The sequence below is a fragment of the Actinophytocola sp. genome, from assembly GCF_035942955.1.
GTDB lineage: Bacteria > Actinomycetota > Actinomycetes > Mycobacteriales > Pseudonocardiaceae > DASYTH01.
This window is the reverse complement of sequence record NZ_DASZCQ010000301.1, coordinates 1-19,590: the sequence shown is the minus strand read 5'-3', so window position 1 is coordinate 19,590 and position 19,590 is coordinate 1. Positions and strand designations below refer to the sequence as shown.

Here is a 19,590-nt window from a genome sequence, read left to right as displayed (position 1 = left end):
ACGGGGGTGTGGGTGAACCTGGGGCACGCCGGGCGTATGGCTGCCGTCATCTGTACTGCATTTGTCGCCCTGACCAGCACCGCGTTTCCGGCCGCCGCCGATACGGAGGACGACGCATTGCTGGTGTACTGCCTGTCCGGCGAGCAGCGCGCCGCCTTGACGGATGCCGCGGTCGCGCTCGGCCTGGCGGAAACCGATTCCGGCGGCGCATTCCTCGCGTTCAGCGGCGGGCAGACCGAACCGTTGGAGTGGCACCGCAACCGTCCCGATGATTTCAACCGCACCTGCGCGGCATTGTCGGAGGCGCAGCGGCCGATGCCGGACCGGACGTTGCCCACCCTGGTGCCGTTCCTCACCGGTGTGGTGGGCGCGCTCCTGGCGTTCGCGGCCGCGTCGGTGCGCGACCGGGTCACCCGCGGGCGGACCCTCGCCGACGAGCTGCGCGCGGCGTTCCGCGGGTTCGAGCACGCGGCCCGGACCTACCTCGACAGCTGGACACCCACCCGCCCGCAGGAGCGCGTGCTCGAGCTCGCCGAGCACCGGGTGGCGCTGCAGAACCAGTTGGCGCGCACCAAGGCCGCGCACCGGCGGTGGACGACCGTGGACGCGCTCGAGACCGAGGTGCTCACCGGCGAGCTGGGCCAGGCGATGACCCTCGACTGGAAGGGCAAGGACGAGGACAGGGAGCGCCGGGACCGGCTCAGGGAGCGGCTGGCCGCCGCGCGCGACACGGTGTTCCGGGTGGCCCGCGCGCTCGAGCAACCGCTGTGGCCGCATCCGTCCCAGCGCGGAGGCCGGCAATGACCGAGGCGTTACCCAAGATCAACCCGTTCCTGCCGCCGGACTGGGCGCCGATGCGGCCGCTGTGCCCGTGGAAGCAGTCCTATCAGCGGGACTACTACGTCTCGGTGGACGACACCGACCAGGCATTCAAGGACTTCACCCAGGAGATGGACGACCCGACCACCCTGCTGCATGAGGGACGGCTGGCGCTGGTGACCGGGGACTCCGGCTGCGGCAAGACCGCGCTGGTGCACCGGTGCGCCGACGACGTGGCTCGCCGGCTCGACGGGATCGGCCGGACCACCGAGATCATCGACCTCACCGATGTGCTCAACGGCCGGCGGCAGCAGCCGACCATCGACGCCCGGATGGCGATCGTGTGCGACCGCCTGTTCGGCGCTCTGAAAAGCCGGGGCGCGCTGCGGTCCGACGCCGTCGAGGAGCTCGCCTCCGACCGCGACCTGCCGGACCGGGTCTACCCCTACCTGCCGGACGCGTTGGTCGACGGCATCGTGCTGGTCGTCCTGCTCCCCATGGTGGAGCTGGCCGACGAGGTGATGCGGTACGCCGCATACGCCACCGAGCGAATGCTGTTTCTGGTGGAGTCGTCGTTGCTGACCAAGGACGAGGTGAGCGGCGTCATCCGCGCGCAGGAGGCCTGGGGGCGGTTGATCGGGCTGCATGTCGGCCCGCTCAAGCGTGGCGACGTCGCCCGATATGTCAATGATCGACTGGACCGTCACTCCACGGACGGCGACTACCCTCTGATGAGCGAGGAAACCATGAGCCGGGTGGAGCCGCGGTTGCAGTCCGTAGCCCAGCTGCAGCGCGCGTTGTACGGAACGTACAAGGAACGGCTCCGCAAGGCCGTAAGGTACGACCGGAGCTCGTCGGTGACCGAACAGGACATCGTCGACTTCCTGAAGAGTCAGTATCGCGACGGCCCGGGGAGGCTGCCATGAGCACCGGCACACCACCACCGCGGCCGAACCCGTTCTCGCCGACGGCCGTCGCCAGGGTCACCGGATTCGAGCACTCCGACGCCTCCGAGCTGACCATCGAGACCGACGCCGTCCGCGAGGCCACCTCGTACCTGTCGGCCTACCTGCACGCGCCCCCGCCCGGCGCCGGGCAGGACCCGGCCGGTGAGGTCATCGCCATCCTCGGTGAGTACGGCACCGGCAAGACCCACCTCGCCGTCCGGCTGGTCCGCCACGCCCGGCGGGTGCTGCACGATCCCGAGCGGGCGATATACCTCGACGCCACCGCGGACAGCTTCGTCGCGCTCTACCGCCGGTTCATCGACCGGCTCGGGCTGGCCCGGATCAAGCGGCAGGTCGAGAACTACTACGCCGACATCGTCGCCGAGGCGCTCGAGGGCGTCGGGCTGACCAGCGGCGTGGTCGAGAAGCCCGGCGAGCGCGAGCCGATGCCGCACGAGGTCGTCGAGCGGCTGGGCCTGATGGAAAGCGCGCTGCTGCGCAAGGTTCAGGAGACCCTGCGCCGGGTGACCGACAACCAGCACTTCGGCACCGCGCTGACCCTGCTGCTGCGCTCGGGCTTCGACGAGATCGTGTGGGCCTGGCTGCAGGGCGGCGAGCCGCACCAGGTGCTCAAGGAGCGCGGCATCGACAAGCCGATCAACAACGAGGTCGACGCACTCGAGGCGATGGGCGTCCTTGCGCTGCTCTACGGCGGCCGGCAAGCGCGGTTCGTCCTGGTGCTCGACGAGTTGGACAAGATCTTCTCCAGCGCCCAGCAGCCGCAGGCGGACACCGTGCACGCCTTCCAGAAGCTGCTGCAGGTGTTCGCCAGCGCGGGCGCCTGCCTGGTGCTGTGCGCCCTGCCCGACCTGCGCAGCGTGCTGTACACCAGCACCCGGCAGCGCATCTCGCACATGGTCGACATGAAAGGTCTGACCGTCGACGAGATCCACACGTTCATCAAGCTGTCCCAGCAGGCCGAGTTCGGCCGGGCGGAGCTCGCGCCCTTTACTCACGATTCAATTCGATATTTGCGCGACACGACCGGTGGTAACGCCCGTTATGTCATCAAGCTCTGCCATGATGCCTTTCGCGTGGTCGACGACCTGATCCGAAATACCCGCAACCCGAAAATCGTCGTCACGCCCGAGATCGTCCGCGAGGTCGCCCGCAAGCAGCTCGGTTTCCTGTCCGCCAACGACATCCACAACATCGTGCGGGTGATCCTGGACGCCAACGGCTGGAGCTACATCCGGGACCACCTGCTCGCCGACGACCCGGAATCGCGGACCGACTTCTGGGTCACCTTCCAGGACCGCGCAGGCGGCTGCGCCATCATGGTCACCGGTCCCGTGCGGGACGACGCCGACATGGCCCCGCTGACGCGGCGGATCGTCACCGTGCGGATGGCCGAGCCGGAGGGCCGGCTGATCCTGATCGTCAACGGGATCCTGGCCGAGGAGCACGCGGCCGAGCTGCGCGAGCGGCTGGGCGTCGAGCCGCTGGTGTACGTCGAGCCGGGCTTCGCCGAGGACTTCAAGGCCAGGGTGCGGGCCACGAGCGACCGGCTGCCCCGCATCGTCGGCAGCACCCCGCTGACCGAGGTGCAGCAGCGGATCGACCAGATCAACCGCCAGCACTCCAAGATCTACGACTCGATCGGGCACCTGGCCACCCACATCGACGGCGTGCGCAGCTCATCGGATCAACGGCTCGCCGCGATCGAGCGCACCCTCAACGCGTTGATGCTGGCCTCGCAGGGCGGCGCCGCGACCGGCCCGGCCCGGCTGCCCGCCGCCCCCGCCCTGCCGAGGGAGATCGACCAGCTGTTCCTCGACGCGATCAACGTGCTCGACGAGCTGACCCAGCTCGACCTGATGATGGACGAGGCGTACGGCCAGACCGACGGCAGCGCCATGGAGGACGTCCAGGCCCGGCTCAGCGCGGCCGACTTCTTCGAGGCGGTCGGGGTCGCGCACCTGATGCGGACGAACGTCCTGTCCTTCCGCACCGCCGTCACCGACTGGTACCGCGCGGAGATCGTCGAATCGGCGGGGCATCCGTCCCCGCGGGCCGAGGAGCGGCTCGAGGCGCTCTGCCGGGCATACGACGACGTCGCCGAGTTCCTCCCGACGTTCACCCTGCGGCCGCTGACCGACATGGCCCCGTGGACCGCCCGCGGCGGCGCCGACGTCGCCGAGCTGAGCCAGCGTCAGCGGCGGATCCGGGTGCAGACGGCGCTGGACAACCTCAGTCCACGCGTTCAACGCGTGCTGCTGCGTTCGGCGCTTGCCAGCGGGGGATGAGCCGGTCCAGCCGGTTGCTCTGATCCTGGACCTGCGGCACCGGCACGGGCGGCCAGTACCGGTCGAAGACCCCGTTGCACACGGCGTGCAGGACGTTCACCACGAAGATCGCCGGCGCCACGATCCCAATCGTGCCGGGGAAGTTGGGTTCCAGCAGGAGCGCGAGGATGATCGCGGTCATCCCGTTCTGCTGACCGAGGGCCAGCCGCCACCGATCACCCCGCCACTGCCGCGGGGTCGTCATGACGAAGCCCACCAGGATTTGCGACAGATATGCGGCGCCCCCCAGAACGAGGCCGGCGAAGGGATCGATGCGGAATGCAAGCACGAGCCCCACGGCGAACGTGGCCACGAGCACGGCCGCCTCGGCGAGCTTGTCGAGGGCGTCGCCGACGTTCGGGCGGAAGAAAAGGCCGATGACGGCCAGGGCGAGCAGCAGGGAGAAATGCACGGCCACGGCGGCGATGACCAGAATGACGAGCGTCGACGCCGTCCGGATGCCGAACCGCTCGAAGCGGCTGAGCGGCACGTCTCGCCGGACACGCCGGAATCGTTTCGCCGCCAGCCAGATCAGGTAGGCGCCGCCGGCGAGCACCAGGTTCCACAGCAGGCTCTCGGCGAACGATCCCAGTCCGGCGCCGATGACGCCGGCGCCGTCCGCCCGCAACGCGAACGCGGTGACGTAGACGGTCAGCAGGACGGTGATCGGGTCGTCGAAGGACGCCCAGGCGGCCAGCAGAACCTTTCCCTGTTCGGACAGTTTGGACTTGCGCCGCAGCGCGGCCACGGACAGCGGGTCGATCTGGGCCACCGCGACTCCGAGGACCAGGTAGCTCGGGTCCCGGAAGACCAGGTACACGATTCCGAAGATGATCGCGGCCTTGGCCAACACTCCCAGGGTCACCGCCAGCACGACGATCCGGACGTGGCGGCGGAACAGGGCCAGATCGATTCCGCAGGTGCTGGCGTAGAGGCCGAATCCCAGCAATGCGGTGACGAACAACTCGTAGCTCGGTTGCCGGTGGACGGCCGTGATATCGAACATCCTGGCGACGCCGACCCCGGCCAGCACCGCGACAAGCAATGCCGCGGAGCGCCGAGCCACGGTCATGTCCTCACCCCGGTATTCCCATTTCACCCCGGCAACAGTGTGGCGGCGTTTGCCGTCAGCCGCGACATCCGTTCGTCGGCATCGGCCACCTTGGCTTGGGTGAGCGTCACGCCGATCATGTACTCGCCGGCGCCGAGGCGGTAGTAGTAGATCGCGCCCTGCTCGACGTCGAGCACCATGCGCAGGAGCAGGCCGCCGAGCGCGCCGCTGGTCAGCCGGCTGAGCCTGGCCGCGAGCGAGCACAGCTCCGGGGCGAACGAGTGGTAGAACCGGCGCCGGGCGGCCACGGTGATCTGGGTGAAGAACGGCGCGAGGGAGTCGTCGTCGAAGTGGTCGACGGTGAACACGACCTGGTTGCCCCGGCAGTACCCGGCAAGCTGCAGGTCGACCGGCCGGGTCCAGCGCCGGCACTCGTCCATCACCAACCCGGCCTTGGTGTCCAGGTCGACGAGCTCGGCGACGAACGGCTTGGCGTCCGGCTCGTCGGAGGGAAGCGGGGTGACGATGCTGGCCGACTTCCACCCGCCCGGGTTCAGCGACGGCAGGTTCACCAGCTCCCGCAGCCGGTCGGCCAGCCGCGCGAGGGCCCGGTCGGCGGAGTTGACGTCCGCGCCGAGCGACAGGCCGACCACGTGCTCCCGCGGCACCACCGCGTCGCAGAACACGGCGCCGTTCTCGGTGTGCAGCACGGTGCGGATCAGCCCGCCGGTCCGGACCTCCTGCAGGATCCCGTCCAGGCTCTGCACCGTGAAGCTGAGCTGGCGGCCCAGCCGCTGCAGCTCGTCGCGCCGGCCGCTGCCGGGCAGGGCGTCGGGCGGCCGGGGCGGCTCGGCCAGCGTGTCGACGCTGAAGTCGAACACCCCGCTGCTGTAGTGCGCCAGGTAGTGCAGCGCCTCGGTGTCCACCAGGGTGGCCCGGCTGGCCTCCCGGGTCTCGCGGAACTCGCCGCCGAGGTGGTCGGCCAGCTCCTCGTGCGGCTCAAGGGCTCCGGGTCCGGAGTCGTCAGGTCTGAGGGATATCGACATCGATCTCGCTCCAGCGTTGGTCGGTCGGCGCCACAGCCTGACGAAGATTGTGCTCGGCGATCGTGGTGTACGGGTGCGCGGCGCCGAGGAACTCCAGACAGTTGTCGCGGGCCGCTCGGATCAGCTCCTCGGCCTGCCCGGCCGACCCGGACGCCGCACACAGCCGGGCGTGGTCGACCGCGGCCGCCAGCGTCCACGGGTGACCCTCGCCGAGCCGGGACCGCAGCGTCTCCAGCGCGGCGCCGGTGTGCGGCGAGCCGTCCCGGCCGGCGGCGCACTCGGCGAGCCCGAGACCGAGCTGGCACAGCGCGATGAACGGATGCCGCGCGTCCAGCCGCACCACGCTCAGGAAGCGGTCGAGGGCGTGCCGGGCGTTCTCGACGGCGAAACCGGGTTCGGCGCCAACGGCCCGGATGGCGGCGGCGAAGCTCAGCGTGCAGGCCAGCGTGTCGGGGTGGTCCTCGCCGAGCAGCTCGCGGTAACCGCTGAGCACCTTGCCGTTGCGGTCCATGGCCGGCTTGCCATAGCCCATGCAACGCAAGGTGATGGCCTGCTGCCAGCGCACGTCCAGCCCGAGCGTGGTCACTCCCGGGTCCTGGCGGAACAGCCGGCCCCAGGCGGTGCGCAGATCGGCCTGCGCCCCTTGGAGATCACCCAGCTCGCGCCGGTACACCGCGACCCTCGTCAAGGAGTACAACGTCCGCTCGTGGTCCTCGCCGAGCAGCCGCTTGCGCCTGCGGTAGGCGTCGAGGGCGACGGTGAGCGCCTGGCGCACGTCGCCGGACAGGTACAGCGACAAGGCCAGGTTGAGCGCGGCCATCCGGGTCTGCGGGTGGTCGTCCCCGAACTCCTCCCGCAGGCCGCTCCACACCGCCTGGTCCTCGTCCAGCGCATCGGCGAACAGGCCGAGGCCACGCAGGTCTCCGGCCCGGCCCCGGGCGCTGACCAGCGCCTGCGGATGGTTCAGCGGCAGCGACCGCCGCCGCCACGCCAGCACGTCGTCGTCGAGCCGCAGGGCCTGATGGCGGTTGCCGAGCGCGCGGTGCAGGTTGGCCAGCTGGCTGGCCAGGCGCAGCCGCAGCGGATCGCCGGCGCCGTGCCGGGAGGTCCAGTCGTCCAGCAGCTTCTCGATCGGCCCGACCGACGCCTGGTGCACGCCGGGCCCACCGCGGTCGTACAGGAACCGCACCTGGTTGACCTGCCAGCGCCGCACCGAGTCGTCCTGGCTGTCGAGCGCGCCCGACGGGTAGATGTGCTTCTGCAGCTCGACGCATCGGGCCACGTAGTACGGCGCGGTGCGCTCCACCTCGGTCGGCGCGAACTTCGCAAGGGCGGCAAGGACGTTGTCCCGGCGCTCGGCCGACTCCGCCGGTGTCATGGCGGTCCGCAGCGCGGCCTGGACGATCCGGTGGAGCCGCAGCGAGCTCTGCGTGCCCCAGTCGACCCGGAACAGGCCGTACCGCGCGCCGACCCACAGGATCCGGTCGATCTCCCCGGCGTGCACGGCAAGCGGCTGTGCGTCCTGGCCACCGAGGGCGACCAGCTGGTCGAGCATCGCCGTCGAGCGCACCAGGTCCAGGCTCACGCCCTCCTCCGACAGGAACGCCGCCAGCTGGGCAAGCAGCACGGTCATCCGGCCGGACGGGGTCTCCCGCATGGTCTGGACCACCACGGAGACCACCCGGTTGATCGTCTTCGGGTCCGACTCACCCTCCAGCCGGTTGAGGAACGCGCGCACGGCCCAGGTCGCGGCGTCGGCCACGGAGCTGCCCGCGCGCCGGTCGGTCGCCGCCGTCTCGGCCAGCCACGCCGCGGTCAGCTCCAGCGCGATCGGCAGGTGGTCGACGGCCGCGGCGATCCGCAGCGCGTCCTCGCGGGTCAGGCCCGGCACCCGCGCGCTGAGCAGCCGGCGGCTGTCCAACGGGGTCATCGGCTCGAGCAGGAACGCGTCCGGCCGCGCCTCGTTCGAGGTGATGATGAGATGGCCCCGGTCCCCGCCGGGCAGCAACTCGGCAAGCGCCGCCGGGTCCTCGACGTTGTCGTAGATCAGCAGGAACCGGCGCAGCTTCTGGTCGGTGGCAAGGCGTTCCAGGCCGGCCGTCGTGCCGAACCCGTGCGGGCCGGACGGCTGCAGGCGGGCGGTCAGGCGCGCCAGGCTGACCATCGCGGACTGCTCGTCGCCGGCCGGCACCCACCACACCAGGTCGTAGTCGCCTGCGAACCGGTAGGCGTACTCCAGAGCCAGCTCGCTCTTGCCGACGCCCTGGACTCCGTTCACCGTCACGGTCACCCGGCGGTCGGCGGTGTGGGACAGCTGGTCGCGCAGCTCCTCCAGCTCGCGGTCCCGGCCGACGAACCGCGGGTGCCGGGGCGGCACGCCGAAGATCGGCGGATGGCCACCCGGCAGGCGCAGCGGTCGCGCCGGCTCGGTCATCGGCCGGTCGACCAGCCCGAAGTGGCTGAGCACCTGGGCGGCGAGCTGCTGCTCTCCGGCGGCGAGATCCTCCTCGGCGATCTCGCCGACGGCGATCGTCGGATACTGCTGCGCCGTGGCCGTCTCGGCGTCCACGGCGAGGCCGAGCACGCTGAGCGGGCGGCCCGCCGCGGACGCCCGGTGGACGGCGTCGACCACATCGGCCCGCTCGGGCGAGTCCTCGAACTGCGCCGAGGAGACGATCACCAGGCCGGGCGGGCGGGCCGCGCCGAGCCACGGACTGTCCACTGTGAACGGACGGGTCAGCGCGCCGGACCGTTCGAGCCGGCCGCGAACCCAGTCGGCCCACGGCCGGTCGTGTGGCGTGTAGGCAACCAGGATCCGGTCCGGATCGGCCTTCGCCTCCAGGTCGAAGGCCCGGCGGTAGCGGGACCGCAGCTCGTCGGACACCGGCGCCGGCTTGGTGATCGCGCCGTGCGTGACCGCGGCGGCCAGCCGCCCGTACCCGATCTGCAGCTGGTCGTCGTCCCGCGGCTCCTCGACCACCAGCGGCAGCAACGGGTCGAACGTGTCGTACGGCCGGTTCGGGATCTCGATCGCGCCGCCGGGCACCCGGAGCGCCTGGCCGGCCAGCGGGTCGGCGAACGCGGTGTGGATCGCGTCCCGGATGCGCTCCGCCCTGGCCCGGATCCCGTCGTCGAAGAACGTCGCGACCGGCACCAGGTCGATGCGCACCGGCGCCGCCCTGCGCAGCTGCGCGGCGATCTCGGCGGCGTCGGCGATGGCCCGCGGGCGCGGCCGGAAGCACACCAGCGCGGTGTCGCACAACGCCGCGATCAGCGCGATGAACTGCTCGTCCGGGCCGGTCGGGACGTCGATGAGCACGTGGTCGTACGCCGCGCCGACCAGCTGCGCGCGCAGGTCGGCGATCCCCCCGGCGTAGCTCAGGCCGCGCAGCGGCGGCGCAAGGCCGTCCTCGTCGGCCTCGGCCGCCACGTCGATGTAACCGTCCGCCTCGGGCGGGGCGAACCGATCCGCCGAAGGGGCCCGGTCGTCAGCGGGGGTCGCCGGCAGGCCGTGGGCGGCGAGCAGGCTGCCCGCCAGGTCGGCCGGCAGGGTCTGCCGACCCGTGAAGAACGGCTCCAGGTACTCCCGGACCCGCGGGACGTCCGACCCCCAGTCGACGACCAGGATCCGCCGGCCGGCGCCGGACAGCAGCCAGGCGAGGTTGGCGACGGTGCTGGTGCAGCCCGTTCCGCCGGTCGCGGACAGGCACGCCACCACCCGCCCCTTGGCCGGATCGCCGAGGGCTCTCGTTGTGCTCATCACTACTCCAGGTCGCCGGCGGGCCGCCGGGAATTACGGCGTCATAAGGAATTCTCGAATGACGCATACAGGTGTGGCGAGTCGCCGCTCTCGGTGAGGACCCGGTGTAGTGCCGCTCGGAGCACCGAGTCGGGCAGCGCGTCGAGCTGGTCGAACTCGACGCCGGTGACGTCCAGCAGCTCCGACTCCAGGACGATGTCGTCGGCCTCCACGGCACCCCCTCGTGACTATGAAGTCAACTCGCCCTCATCGTACTGCCCGTAACGGCGCCGCGACGCCACGCTCACCGGTTGGCAAGGACTGGACCATTCGGTCGAGGCGCTCGCGTTCACCGGTTCGGTGTGGTTCATTGGGGTTAGGGAGGGTGCATGCCGAACGTCCCGGTCGGCCGACCGCTGCCGTTTCGCCAGTTCATCGTCAAGCTGCACAGCAGGTGCAACCTGGCCTGCGATTACTGCTACCTCTACACCAAGGCGGATCAACGCTGGCGGACCCGGCCCCGGGTGATGTCGCGCGAGCTGGCCGGCCGCACGGCCGAGCGGGTGGCCGAGCACGTCCGGGCGCACCGGCTCGACGAGATCGAGGTGATCCTGCACGGCGGCGAGCCGCTGCTCGCCGGCGCCGAGCTTATTGACCACATTGTGTCCACAATGCGCGCACACGTGCCGGCGCGCGTGCGGACGACCATCCAGACCAACGCGACCCTGCTCGACCGGGACTACCTGAACCTGTTGCGGCGGTTGGACATCCGGGTCGGCGTCAGCCTCGACGGCGACGCGGCCGGGCACGACCGGCACCGGATCGGTCCGGACGGAACCGGCTCCTACCACCGGGTTCGCGCGGCGCTGCGGCTGCTCGGCGCGCCCGAGTACCGCGGGCTGTTCCGCGGCCTGCTGTGCACCGTCGACCTGGCCAACGACCCGGTCGACACCTACCGCGCGCTGCTGGAGTTCACCCCGCCGGCGGTGGACTTCCTGCTACCGCACGGGAACTGGACGAGCCCCCCGCCGGGCCGGGTGCCCGGTTCGGCGGAAACCCCGTACGCCGACTGGCTGATCACCGTGTTCGACCGGTGGTACGACGCGCCCCTGCGGGAAACCCGGGTCCGGCTCTTCGAAGAGATCATCAACGTGCTGCTCGGCGGCCGGTCCCGAGTGGAGGGAATCGGCCTGAGCCCGGCGTTGATGGTGGTGATCGAGACCGACGGCACGATCGAGCAGTCCGACATCCTCGCGTCGGCCTTCGAGGGCGCGGCCGCCACCGGCCTGCACGTCGCGCGGGACTCCTTCGACGCCGCCCTGACCCTGCCGGACGTGCTGGCCAGGCAGACCGGTTCGGCCGGGCTTCCGGCGACCTGCCGGGCCTGCCGGCTGCGCACGGTGTGCGGCGGAGGCCTGCGGGCGCACCGGTTCCGCGCCGGCGCCGGCTTCGACAACCCGTCGGTCTACTGCCCCGACCTGTTCCGGCTGATCACCCACGTGCGGGCGCGGCTGGCCGACGACCTGGCCGCCGTGCGGCGGGGAACCGGATGACCCCGCCGCCGCACCGGTTGCCCGAACGCGACCTCGTCGCCCTCGCCCGCGGCGGCGCGGGCACGCCGACCGTGCGCCGGCTGGTCGCGGCCCGGCGCAGCCGAACCCTGCTGCTGATCCGGCTGATCGCGCACCTGGCCGCCGACCCGTACACCGAGCCCGCGTACCGGCTGCTGAGCCGGATCCACCGGGTCGCCCCGGCGGCCTGCGCCCGGGTGCTCGACCACCCGCCGGTGGGCGCATGGGCCACCCGCACCGCGCAGCGTCTCGGGCAGGGCCTGCCCGCCGATCCCGCCGAGCTCGCGTTCGTCGCCGCCGCGGCGGCCGTGCGGGCCCGGCTCACCACGACCGTCCCCTGCCCCCCGCGCGCGGCGATCTCGTTGCCCTCACTGGGAGTCGTGCCCCGCCCGGCATCGGGCGAGGTCCCCGTGCGGTGCACGCCCGACGCGGTGGAGGTGGCCGGCGCCGCCCTGCACCGCGACTGGGCGCCCCTCCCGTCGATCGCGGTGGAATCGGGCGGGCTGCGTGCCGAGTTTCTCCTCGAGCACTGGGAACCGGACGTCCCCGAGCGCGAGGCGCCGGTCCTGGACGGCGTCGGGCTGCCCGCCTGGCGCACGCTGATCGCCGCGGGATGGGAGATTCTTGCGCGCGCCCACCGCGAGGCGGCTCAGGAGCTGGCCGCCACCGTCACCGTCCTGACCCCCCTGCGCCCACCCGCCAGCGGAATGAGCAGCGCCACCGCCGCCGACGCCTTCGGCTGCGTCTTCCTGTCCCTGGCCCCCGACCCCGAATCCGTCGCCGTCACCCTCGCCCACGAGCTCCAGCACAACAAGCTGGTTGCGCTCATGGATCTGTTCCCGCTGCTCGAACCCGCCCCCGGCAAGACCTTCTACGCCCCCTGGCGCGACGACCCCCGTCCACTCCCCGGACTGCTCCACGGCACCTACGCCTTCACCGGCGTCACCGCGTTCTGGCGCCGCCAACGGCACGCGACCCCCTCGAGCCGCGCGACCATGGAGTTCGCCCGGTGGCGCGCCGGCGCCCGCGAGGCCGCCGGCACCCTGCTGGACAGCGGCCACCTGACCCCCATCGGCCGGACGTTCGTCTCCGCAATGGCCGAGGCTCTCACCGAATGGTGCGCCGAGCCGATCCCACCCCGCATCGCCGCCGAGGCCTCCCGCCTCGCCAACGAGCACCGCGCCGAATGGGTGGCCCGCTCGAGGCCGTGACAGCAAGACAAAGGCAACAAAGCAAGCTCGCCGACGCCGTGGTCGAGCGGTGGTGCCGGCGTGATCAGCTCAGCCCGGCCATCAGGTCGGTCTCGGTGATGCCGGGGCCCTGGCCGTCGCGGATGAACCATTCGGTGCCGAAGGCGTACGCGAAGGTCTCGTCGGGCATGGCGAGGAAGAACGACTGCTCGCTGATCTGGCTGGCGTGGGCGCGCATGGCGCGGCGCTTGTGGTCGAGGTAGGGCGTGACGTCGACGGCGGTGGTGATCATCGACTCGGGCTTGCCGAACTCGGCGGTGTCGAAGTCGGGGGCCTCGACGCCGGCCGCGGTCAGCGCCGCCATGCCGCGCTGCATGTGCTCGCGGTTGACGGTGTTCTGGTAGACGCGCGGGGTGCCGGCCAGCTCGGCGGCGCGCGTACCGACCCGGTGCACCTGGATGTGGTCCGGGTGGCCGTAGTGGCCGTTGTCGTCGTAGACGGTGAGCACGTCGGCGCGTTCGGCACGCAGGATCGCCGCGAGCTTCTCGGCCGCGTCCGCCACCGGCGCGGTCCAGAACGATCCGGGCGCCTGGTTGGCCGGCTCGCCCATCATCCCGGAGTCCAGGTAGCCCAGGAACTCCACCCGGTGCACCCCGAGGATCTCCGCCGACGCGTGCGTCTCGGCCACCCGCCGCTGCCACAGCTGCTCGCCGTCGGACAGGAATCCCTCGGGCACCTCCCCCTGCTCACCCCGGGTCGCCACCACCAGCACCACCCGGTGGCCCTCCTCGGACGCCTTGCGCATGACACCGCCGCACCCGATGCACTCGTCGTCGGGGTGCGCGTGAAAGGACACCAATGTAGCCACGACCCCGACGCTACCCGCCGGCCGGCTAGAACTCCTTGGCTATGTCTCGAGCGCGGGTGTCGGCCAGCGCGCGCTCGGCCGCCCGGTCTCCGGTTACCGTGGGGTGGAACCGAATCTCGGCGATGTCGGTCAGCCCGGTCCACTGTAGCCAGTCGGTGAAGTAGGGCGACTGGAAGTTGCCGCCGAACTCGGGGCCGAGCCCCGGCGCCCACACCGCGCTGGTGTACACCACCGCGACCTTCTTGCCCCGCCCGGCAAGCAGGTGCGTGTACCCGGTCACCGCGTCGAACCCGAAGATCCATCCTGGCTGGCTGACCACGTCGATCAGCTGCTTGAGGACGTACGGAATGGACGCGTTCCACATCGGAACGCTGAACAGCAGCCGGTCCGCCGAGTCGAACCGCTCGAACGTCCGCCGGGCCGCCGCCCACGCCTCCCCCTCCGCGCCACGGGGCTCGCCACCGGCGAACACCGTCATCTTCGCCTTGGCGCCGACGGCGAAGTTCGGCAGGGAGCCGTCCCACAGGTCCCAGTGCTCGATCTCGTCATCGGGATGCGCCTGCCGGTACGCGTCGACGAACACCTCGGCGATCCGCAACGACTCCGAGTCCGACCCGCGCGGCGACGCCGAGATGTGCAGCAGCTTGCTCATGTCTCCCCTTAACTGGACTACGGTCCGATTCGACCGCGATGTTACGGACCGCGGTCCGATTAAGTCAAGCCCGCTGCTACCTACTCGCGGTAACACAAAACCGACCCTCCGCGATACGCCTGGTGCCGCCCGGAAGGGTCCCCCATGCTCCGTCGCCGACCACGCCGTTCCATGCTCTACTGGGTAAGGCAGCCGGTCGTCGTCTGGCTGCTCCTTGCCGTTCTCTACCTCACCTCGGCCATCCTGAGCATCCTGCTGGCCGTGGCCATGACCGAGTGGTGGCCGCTGCTGATCACCCTGGCGTCGATGATCGCCGCCGGCACGTGCGCCATGACGGCCCTGGACAGCCGGCCCTGACGCGCCCTTGGATGATCGGCGTGACCATCGCCGTCGGCATCTTCGACCTGTTCGGGTACACCATCCCGGGGTCGCTCTACCTCGCCCTGCTCAGTTATGCCGCGATCCGCCTGGATTGGCTCGCGCCAAGCACGATCACCCAGACCCCGGCGCTGGTCGCGGCGATCATCGTGCTGCTCCTCAGCTACCTGCTCGGCTACCTCACCTATCCCCTCGGCCGCCTCGCCAACCGCGTCGTGCCCAGCCGCCTGGACCGGCGTCCGCGGGAGGAGTTCGTGCGACGCAACCCGGCCGCCCGGGACCGGGATTTTGTTCAGGCTGATCCGTTCCTGCTGCTTTCCGGGGTGCAGCTGCATGACAAGGACGTGGCGACGGAGGTCATTCGCCTTCGGGCGGCAGGGCTGATGCTGCGCAATGCGGCTCCCCCGTTGGGGTTGGGGTTTCTCGCCGCGGTCCTGGAAATCGTCCTCGGCGGGCGGCCGGTCCTCGCGGCGACCTGCGCAACACTGCTCGCGCTGGGGTTTTTCTCGTTGGTCATTCAGGGCCGGCGATTTGGTTACTGGGCGAGCCTGAAGACGCTTGAGCTGAGCTTCTGGTTGCCAGATGTGGACGATAAGTTCCATGCATAACCTGCGCATAACTCCCCCAGGTAAGCGCTGATCTTCCTAGGGGAACTCCACTATTCCACTCGCCTCCGGCCGGTGGGATCCTCGCTTCACATCATACTCGGTAGCCTGCTGACGGCCGGTGAAGACCGAAGGATTTCCTGTGCGCGCTATTTCCAAGCATGCCGCGATCGTCCTTTCGCTCGCCACGGCTCTTACGGTCCCGGCGGCGAGCCAATCCGCTGCCGAGGAGGGCCTTACCCGGCCGCTGCTGGTCGCGCATCGCCAGTCTGCCACGGTGTCCACCTTCGCGGTGACCCGGGACGGGCGGTTGACGCTGCTGGCAACGGGTGTGCCGACGGGGACCGGCACGCGGCCCATTGTGGTGTCGCCGGACGGGCGGTTCGCGTTCTCCGCGGGGCGGGAGTCGAACGAGATCTTCAGTTATGCCGTTGCCCGGGACGGAACTCTCACGCCGATTTTCGTCATTCCGGGGCAGGACAATTTTCCGTACAACATAATTATCTCGCCCGATGGGCGGACGCTCTACGTGGGCAACCAGTTCAGTGACGTGATCTCGACCTATGCGATCGCCGCCAACGGCTCGCTGAGCCCGCGCGGTCCGGCGATCAAGAGCGGGGCGCTGCACACCAGGGTGATGTCGATGACTCCCGACGGGCGGTTCCTCTACGTCGGGCACGGCGACGCGGCGCCGCGCCACCCCGGGGTGCTCACCGGGTTCGCCGTCCAGCCCGATGGCACGCTCACCCCGCGCGTGGGTCCGCTCTCCGTCGGGATCGCCGCCGGGTCAACGGTGATCACGCCGGACGGGCGGTTCCTCTACGTGCCGGGCGAGGAGTCCAACCAGCTCTTCGGTTTCCGCATCGCTTCGGACGGCGCGCTCACCCCGGTGCCGGGCTCCCCGTACGAGGTCATCGGCGAGCACCAGGCGATGGCGGTGACCCCGGACGGCCGCCACCTCTACATGGGCGACAACAGCGGCGACCGCATCCGCGCCTACACCATCGCCGGCGACGGCGCGCTCACCGAGGTGCCCGGCTCCCCGTTCGCCGCGGGCGATCTTCCCATCGGCGTCACCACCAGCCCGGACGGCCGCTTCCTGTTCATGACCAACTTCAACTCCCACGACATCCACGTGTTCGCCATCGAGGCGTCCGGCGCCCTGACCCTGACCGGCCCGCCGCAGGCCACCGGCGGCATGGCCCCGGCCACCCGATCGACCGTCTTCATTCCCAACAAGGGGCCGCGCGCCAGGTTCATTCCGTCCCCGCGGCCGGCTGGACAGCCAACCCTGTTCAACGCCACCGGATCGTCGGATCGCGACGGGCGGATTGCCCGCTATGACTGGAACTTCGGGGACGGCACCACCGGACCGGACGCCGGACCGACGCCCAGCCACCGGTACCGCCAGCCGGGTGTCTACACGGTGACCCTGACCGTCACCGACGACGAGGGCTGCTCGACCCGGCTCGTCTACACCGGACACGTCGCCCTGTGCACCGGATCCTCCGACGCCGTCGCCACGCAACGGATCATCGTCCGCTAGGGCGGAGAGCCGCGCGTTCCGGTCACCTTCCACACGCGACCGTTGGCCTTGGCCATGACGTACAGCTCGCCCGACCGGTCGATGCCCAACCGCATGTCCACCCGGCTGTCCCCGGCCAGGCTCGGCATGGACGTGAGCGTGCCGGCGGAGTTGAAGATCCGGAGCTGGTACAGCGGCGCCAGCCGGTTCCCGCGCACCATCTCGCTGGCGTTGGTGTAGAGCACCCGGCCGTCGACCAGATCGCCGAACACGTACTTTCCGCGCAGCACGGGCAACGCCGAGCCGCGGTAGACGAAGCCGCCGACGATCGCGTGGCCGGCGTCCGCCCCGCATGGCAGCTGGGCGGCATTGTGGTCGAAGGCGGCAACGGGGTAGTCGTAGCCGAGCTGCGCGTCGTCGGCGGGCAGCGGGTAGAGGTTGCAGCGTTCCCGCCGGTCGAACACGAACGCGCCCTCGCGCTCGCTCCAGCCGAAGTTGTCGCCGGCGCGCAGGTCGTAGACGCCCTCGATGTCGTGCTCGCCGATGTGCCCGACGAACACGCGACCGTCGGCCGGGTCCCAGCTGAACCGGTGCGGGTCGCGCATGCCGAGCGCGTAGATCTCGCCGAGACCGGGCTGGCCGACGAACGGATTCGTCGGAGGTATGCCGTACCGGCCGTTGATGCCGTCGGTGCCGCGCGGGTCGATGCGGAGGATCTTGCCGAAGGGTTGGGTGCGGGTCTGCGGGATGGATCCGTCGACGCCGATGCCGCCGTCGCCGACCGCGACGTAGAGCAGGCCGTAGTCGGCGCTTCCCGGTGTCGCCGTGGGGTTGAAGTCGATCTGCTGGATGGCGTGGATGTAGGTGGCGAAGCCAAGGCGCAGCAGGGTTCGGCGGGTGCCGCTGAACGTCGGCGCGGCCGGGTTGGCCGTGGTCCACTCGGTCAGCACGCTGTGCACGACGGCGCCCGGCTCCGTCCAATCCGGACGTTGGGCCGTCAGCGCGCCGAAGGCCTCGCTGTGCACGGTGTAGAGCCGGCCGTTGGCGGCGAACTCGGGGTGGAAGGCCACGAAGCCGAACCCGCTGCCCAGCCCGCGGCCGGAGAAGAAGTCGGCGCCCACCGCGGCCCGCACGTCGAGGTAGACGCTCGGCGAGCCGCCGCCGGGCGGCAGGGTGTACAGCCGCCCGTTGAGGTCGGGCACGAACAGCCGGGAGGATCCCGGGATCTGGCCGAGGTAGTTGATCCTGGCGTGCCGCCGCAGCCGATCGTCTGTCGGCGCGGGAACCGGGCTGGACTGGGGGAACTGCGCGAACTGGGTCAGCGTCAGGCCGAGGCCGGACTGGATCGGGTCCTCCGGGATCGGGTCGGAGATCGGTCCCCCGGCCCGGCCGTCGTCGACGGTGAGCGAGTCGAGGTTGGGCAGGCCGGCCGACCCCGTCGCGGTGACCCGGACCGCGCTCGAACCGGCGTCGAGCGTCGTGGTCACGCTCTGCGTGCGCCAGGTCGACCACGCGCCGGTCGGCGGGAACGACAGGGTGGTCAGCGGGGTTCCGCCGACCGTCACCGAGCCCGGCCGGTTGGCCGAGGTTCCGTTGGCGTAGCGGAAGATCAGGGTCCGGCTGCCGGCGCTGGCCAGGCCCACGGCGAACTCGACCGCGACCCCGGCGGCGTTGGCGGTGTTGACGAACCCGGTCCCGGTGAAGCCCGCGTGGTTGCTGTCCACCGTGCCGTTGACGATCGTGGCCTGCTCCGCCTCGTAGAGCACGGAAGCGGCCGCGGCCGGCGACGCCCCGGTGAGCCCTCCGGTGATCATCAGCACGGCGGCCAGCCCCGCCACGGCCGTCCTGCGCATGCGGCTCCCCTTCTCCGAAACATCGGATCTATTCCTGAGCAGCATCCCACGGCTGTGCGCCGGCGTCCATGATCTGTTCGACTGGAGGCATGCGTCTTCGAGTCGTCACGTTGAACATCTGGAACGACGAGGGGGACCCCCGGCGGATCGAGCTGATCAACCGCGAGCTGCGCCGGCTCGACCCGGATCTGGTGTCGTTGCAGGAAGTCCTGCGGACGGCCGACAAGGATCAGCTCGCCGCGCTGCTCGACGGGACCGGGCTGCACGGCACCCACCAGGGCGAGGTCGTGACCCTCGAGCCGCGGTTCGCCGACCGCTTCGGCGGCAACGCGGTCGCCAGCCGCTGGCCGCACCGAATCGTCGACGCCGTCGACCTCGGCGGCGCCGACGTCCCGGACGTCCCCTGGCGCGCGCTAGCCGCCCTGGTGCCGCTGCCCGACCTGGGCGACATGCTGCTCATCGTGCCGACGATCTCCTACCAGCTGGAGGCCGAAGCCGCGCGCGAGCGGCAGGTGATGGTGCTGGCCGACCTCGACGCCCGGCTGCGCACCGAGGTTCCCACGATCATCGCCGGCGACTTCAACGCCACGCCCGACTCGGCCGGCATCCGCTTCCTGACCGGCCTGCAGTCGATCGACGGGCGCAGCACGTACTACCACGACGCCTGGGCGATCGCCGGGGACGGCCCGGGCCACACCTGGACCGTCGACAATCCCAACGCGCACAAGGACATCGGATACCTGGTCGGCCAGTCCGGGCACCGCAGGCGGATCGACTACATCTTCGTCGGCGCCGGGCACGCCCACCCGAAGGTGCGCGCCCGGATCCACGCGGCCGCCGTGGCGTTCAACGAGCCGGTCGACGGTGTCTGGCCGAGCGACCACTTCGGCCTCGTCGCCGACCTCGTTTTCTAGCTCGGGCAAGGCTGTGCTTGTTAGCTCGGGCAAGGCCGCCGGGCGCCTTCGGCGCCGGCCTGGGGGTTGGATTGGTTGGGTGGTTGC

16 protein-coding genes are annotated in these 19,590 nt (G+C 70.9%); 9 read left to right on the top strand and 7 right to left on the bottom strand.

The window, feature by feature from the left end; genetic code table 11:
* Positions 1-36: 36 nt before the first annotated feature.
* From VGX25_RS30260 to VGX25_RS30250, 3 genes are read left to right on the top strand one after another with little or no spacing between them, the layout of a single operon-like run.
* Complete coding sequence (locus tag VGX25_RS30260; protein WP_326921355.1) at positions 37-804, top strand: hypothetical protein; 768 nt, start codon at positions 37-39, stop codon at positions 802-804.
* Complete coding sequence (locus tag VGX25_RS30255; protein WP_326921354.1) at positions 801-1,745, top strand: hypothetical protein; 945 nt, start codon at positions 801-803, stop codon at positions 1,743-1,745. Before VGX25_RS30260 ends, VGX25_RS30255 begins: the two co-directional genes overlap by 4 nt.
* Entirely contained in the window at positions 1,742-4,072 is a 2,331-nt protein-coding gene (locus tag VGX25_RS30250; RefSeq protein ID WP_326921353.1) for a hypothetical protein, read from the top strand. Before VGX25_RS30255 ends, VGX25_RS30250 begins: the two co-directional genes overlap by 4 nt.
* Here VGX25_RS30250 and VGX25_RS30245 read toward each other — a convergent pair.
* The 4 genes from VGX25_RS30245 to fxsA are packed head-to-tail and all read right to left on the bottom strand — an operon-like array spanning position 4,017 to position 10,180.
* Positions 4,017-5,183, bottom strand: coding sequence for a cation:proton antiporter (locus VGX25_RS30245; protein WP_326921352.1), 1,167 nt, complete (start codon positions 5,181-5,183; stop codon positions 4,017-4,019). The two genes, VGX25_RS30250 and VGX25_RS30245, sit on opposite strands and share 56 nt — an antisense overlap.
* Positions 5,184-5,206: 23 nt before the next feature.
* Entirely contained in the window at positions 5,207-6,208 is a 1,002-nt protein-coding gene (locus VGX25_RS30240; RefSeq protein WP_326921351.1) for a hypothetical protein, read from the bottom strand.
* The gene (gene fxsT, locus VGX25_RS30235; protein WP_326921350.1) at positions 6,186-9,968 is read right to left on the bottom strand and encodes an FxSxx-COOH system tetratricopeptide repeat protein; all 3,783 of its coding nucleotides are present in this window, start codon (positions 9,966-9,968) and stop codon (positions 6,186-6,188) included. The genes VGX25_RS30240 and fxsT overlap by 23 nt, the downstream gene beginning before the upstream one ends.
* Positions 9,969-10,009: 41 nt before the next feature.
* Positions 10,010-10,180: an FxSxx-COOH cyclophane-containing RiPP peptide gene (gene fxsA / locus VGX25_RS30230; RefSeq protein ID WP_326921349.1), complete on the bottom strand. Its 171-nt coding sequence runs from the start codon at positions 10,178-10,180 to the stop codon at positions 10,010-10,012.
* Between the two features lie 156 nt (positions 10,181-10,336).
* Between fxsA and VGX25_RS30225 the strand changes: the two genes are divergently transcribed.
* Together VGX25_RS30225 and VGX25_RS30220 are read left to right on the top strand one after the other, a co-directional pair.
* A complete protein-coding gene (locus tag VGX25_RS30225; protein ID WP_326921348.1) occupies positions 10,337-11,500 on the top strand; it encodes an FxsB family cyclophane-forming radical SAM/SPASM peptide maturase in 1,164 nt (387 codons plus the stop codon).
* Positions 11,497-12,729: an HEXXH motif domain-containing protein gene (locus VGX25_RS30220; RefSeq protein ID WP_326921347.1), complete on the top strand. Its 1,233-nt coding sequence runs from the start codon at positions 11,497-11,499 to the stop codon at positions 12,727-12,729. The genes VGX25_RS30225 and VGX25_RS30220 overlap by 4 nt, the downstream gene beginning before the upstream one ends.
* Before the next feature lie 64 nt (positions 12,730-12,793).
* Here the strand turns inward: VGX25_RS30220 and VGX25_RS30215 are convergent, their stop codons facing one another.
* Both VGX25_RS30215 and VGX25_RS30210 read right to left on the bottom strand, forming a co-directional pair.
* A complete protein-coding gene (locus VGX25_RS30215; protein ID WP_326921346.1) occupies positions 12,794-13,576 on the bottom strand; it encodes a PIG-L family deacetylase in 783 nt (260 codons plus the stop codon).
* 25 nt (positions 13,577-13,601) lie between these two features.
* The gene (locus VGX25_RS30210) at positions 13,602-14,228 is read right to left on the bottom strand and encodes an FMN-dependent NADH-azoreductase (protein WP_326921345.1); all 627 of its coding nucleotides are present in this window, start codon (positions 14,226-14,228) and stop codon (positions 13,602-13,604) included.
* 171 nt (positions 14,229-14,399) lie between these two features.
* Here VGX25_RS30210 and VGX25_RS30205 point away from each other — a divergent pair, with 171 nt between their 5' ends.
* The 3 genes from VGX25_RS30205 (at position 14,400) to VGX25_RS30195 (ending at position 16,757) form a co-directional block, all read left to right on the top strand.
* A complete protein-coding gene (locus VGX25_RS30205; protein ID WP_326921344.1) occupies positions 14,400-14,585 on the top strand; it encodes a hypothetical protein in 186 nt (61 codons plus the stop codon).
* A gap of 11 nt (positions 14,586-14,596) precedes the next feature.
* Positions 14,597-15,214 (top strand): hypothetical protein, encoded by a 618-nt coding sequence (locus tag VGX25_RS30200; protein ID WP_414636036.1) that lies wholly within the window; start codon positions 14,597-14,599, stop codon positions 15,212-15,214.
* A 139-nt stretch (positions 15,215-15,353) separates the two neighbouring features.
* Positions 15,354-16,757 (top strand): beta-propeller fold lactonase family protein, encoded by a 1,404-nt coding sequence (locus VGX25_RS30195; RefSeq protein ID WP_326921342.1) that lies wholly within the window; start codon positions 15,354-15,356, stop codon positions 16,755-16,757.
* On the opposite strand, the gene VGX25_RS30190 is transcribed toward VGX25_RS30195, so the two are convergent.
* On the bottom strand, positions 16,754-18,589 hold the full coding sequence (locus tag VGX25_RS30190; protein ID WP_326921341.1) for a PQQ-dependent sugar dehydrogenase: 1,836 nt from the start codon (positions 18,587-18,589) through the stop codon (positions 16,754-16,756). The two genes, VGX25_RS30195 and VGX25_RS30190, sit on opposite strands and share 4 nt — an antisense overlap.
* 89 nt (positions 18,590-18,678) lie before the next feature.
* On the opposite strand from VGX25_RS30190, the gene VGX25_RS30185 reads away from it, so the two are divergent.
* Entirely contained in the window at positions 18,679-19,503 is an 825-nt protein-coding gene (locus VGX25_RS30185; RefSeq protein ID WP_326921340.1) for an endonuclease/exonuclease/phosphatase family protein, read from the top strand.
* Positions 19,504-19,590 lie beyond the last annotated feature (87 nt).

What these genes read in the sequence shown, in the direction of transcription:
- VGX25_RS30240 (WP_326921351.1), bottom strand. Translation starts at nt 6,208, where the DNA reads ATGTCGATATCCCTCAGACCTGACGACTCCGGACCCGGAGCCCTTGAG.
- VGX25_RS30185 (WP_326921340.1), top strand. Translation starts at nt 18,679, where the DNA reads ATGCGTCTTCGAGTCGTCACGTTGAACATCTGGAACGACGAGGGGGAC.
- VGX25_RS30200 (WP_414636036.1), top strand. Translation starts at nt 14,597, where the DNA reads ATGATCGGCGTGACCATCGCCGTCGGCATCTTCGACCTGTTCGGGTAC.
- VGX25_RS30220 (WP_326921347.1), top strand. Translation starts at nt 11,497, where the DNA reads ATGACCCCGCCGCCGCACCGGTTGCCCGAACGCGACCTCGTCGCCCTC.
- VGX25_RS30250 (WP_326921353.1), top strand. Translation starts at nt 1,742, where the DNA reads ATGAGCACCGGCACACCACCACCGCGGCCGAACCCGTTCTCGCCGACG.
- VGX25_RS30190 (WP_326921341.1), bottom strand. Translation starts at nt 18,589, where the DNA reads ATGCGCAGGACGGCCGTGGCGGGGCTGGCCGCCGTGCTGATGATCACC.
- VGX25_RS30210 (WP_326921345.1), bottom strand. Translation starts at nt 14,228, where the DNA reads ATGAGCAAGCTGCTGCACATCTCGGCGTCGCCGCGCGGGTCGGACTCG.
- fxsT (WP_326921350.1), bottom strand. Translation starts at nt 9,968, where the DNA reads ATGAGCACAACGAGAGCCCTCGGCGATCCGGCCAAGGGGCGGGTGGTG.
- VGX25_RS30205 (WP_326921344.1), top strand. Translation starts at nt 14,400, where the DNA reads ATGCTCTACTGGGTAAGGCAGCCGGTCGTCGTCTGGCTGCTCCTTGCC.
- VGX25_RS30225 (WP_326921348.1), top strand. Translation starts at nt 10,337, where the DNA reads ATGCCGAACGTCCCGGTCGGCCGACCGCTGCCGTTTCGCCAGTTCATC.
- VGX25_RS30255 (WP_326921354.1), top strand. Translation starts at nt 801, where the DNA reads ATGACCGAGGCGTTACCCAAGATCAACCCGTTCCTGCCGCCGGACTGG.
- VGX25_RS30260 (WP_326921355.1), top strand. Translation starts at nt 37, where the DNA reads ATGGCTGCCGTCATCTGTACTGCATTTGTCGCCCTGACCAGCACCGCG.
- VGX25_RS30245 (WP_326921352.1), bottom strand. Translation starts at nt 5,183, where the DNA reads ATGACCGTGGCTCGGCGCTCCGCGGCATTGCTTGTCGCGGTGCTGGCC.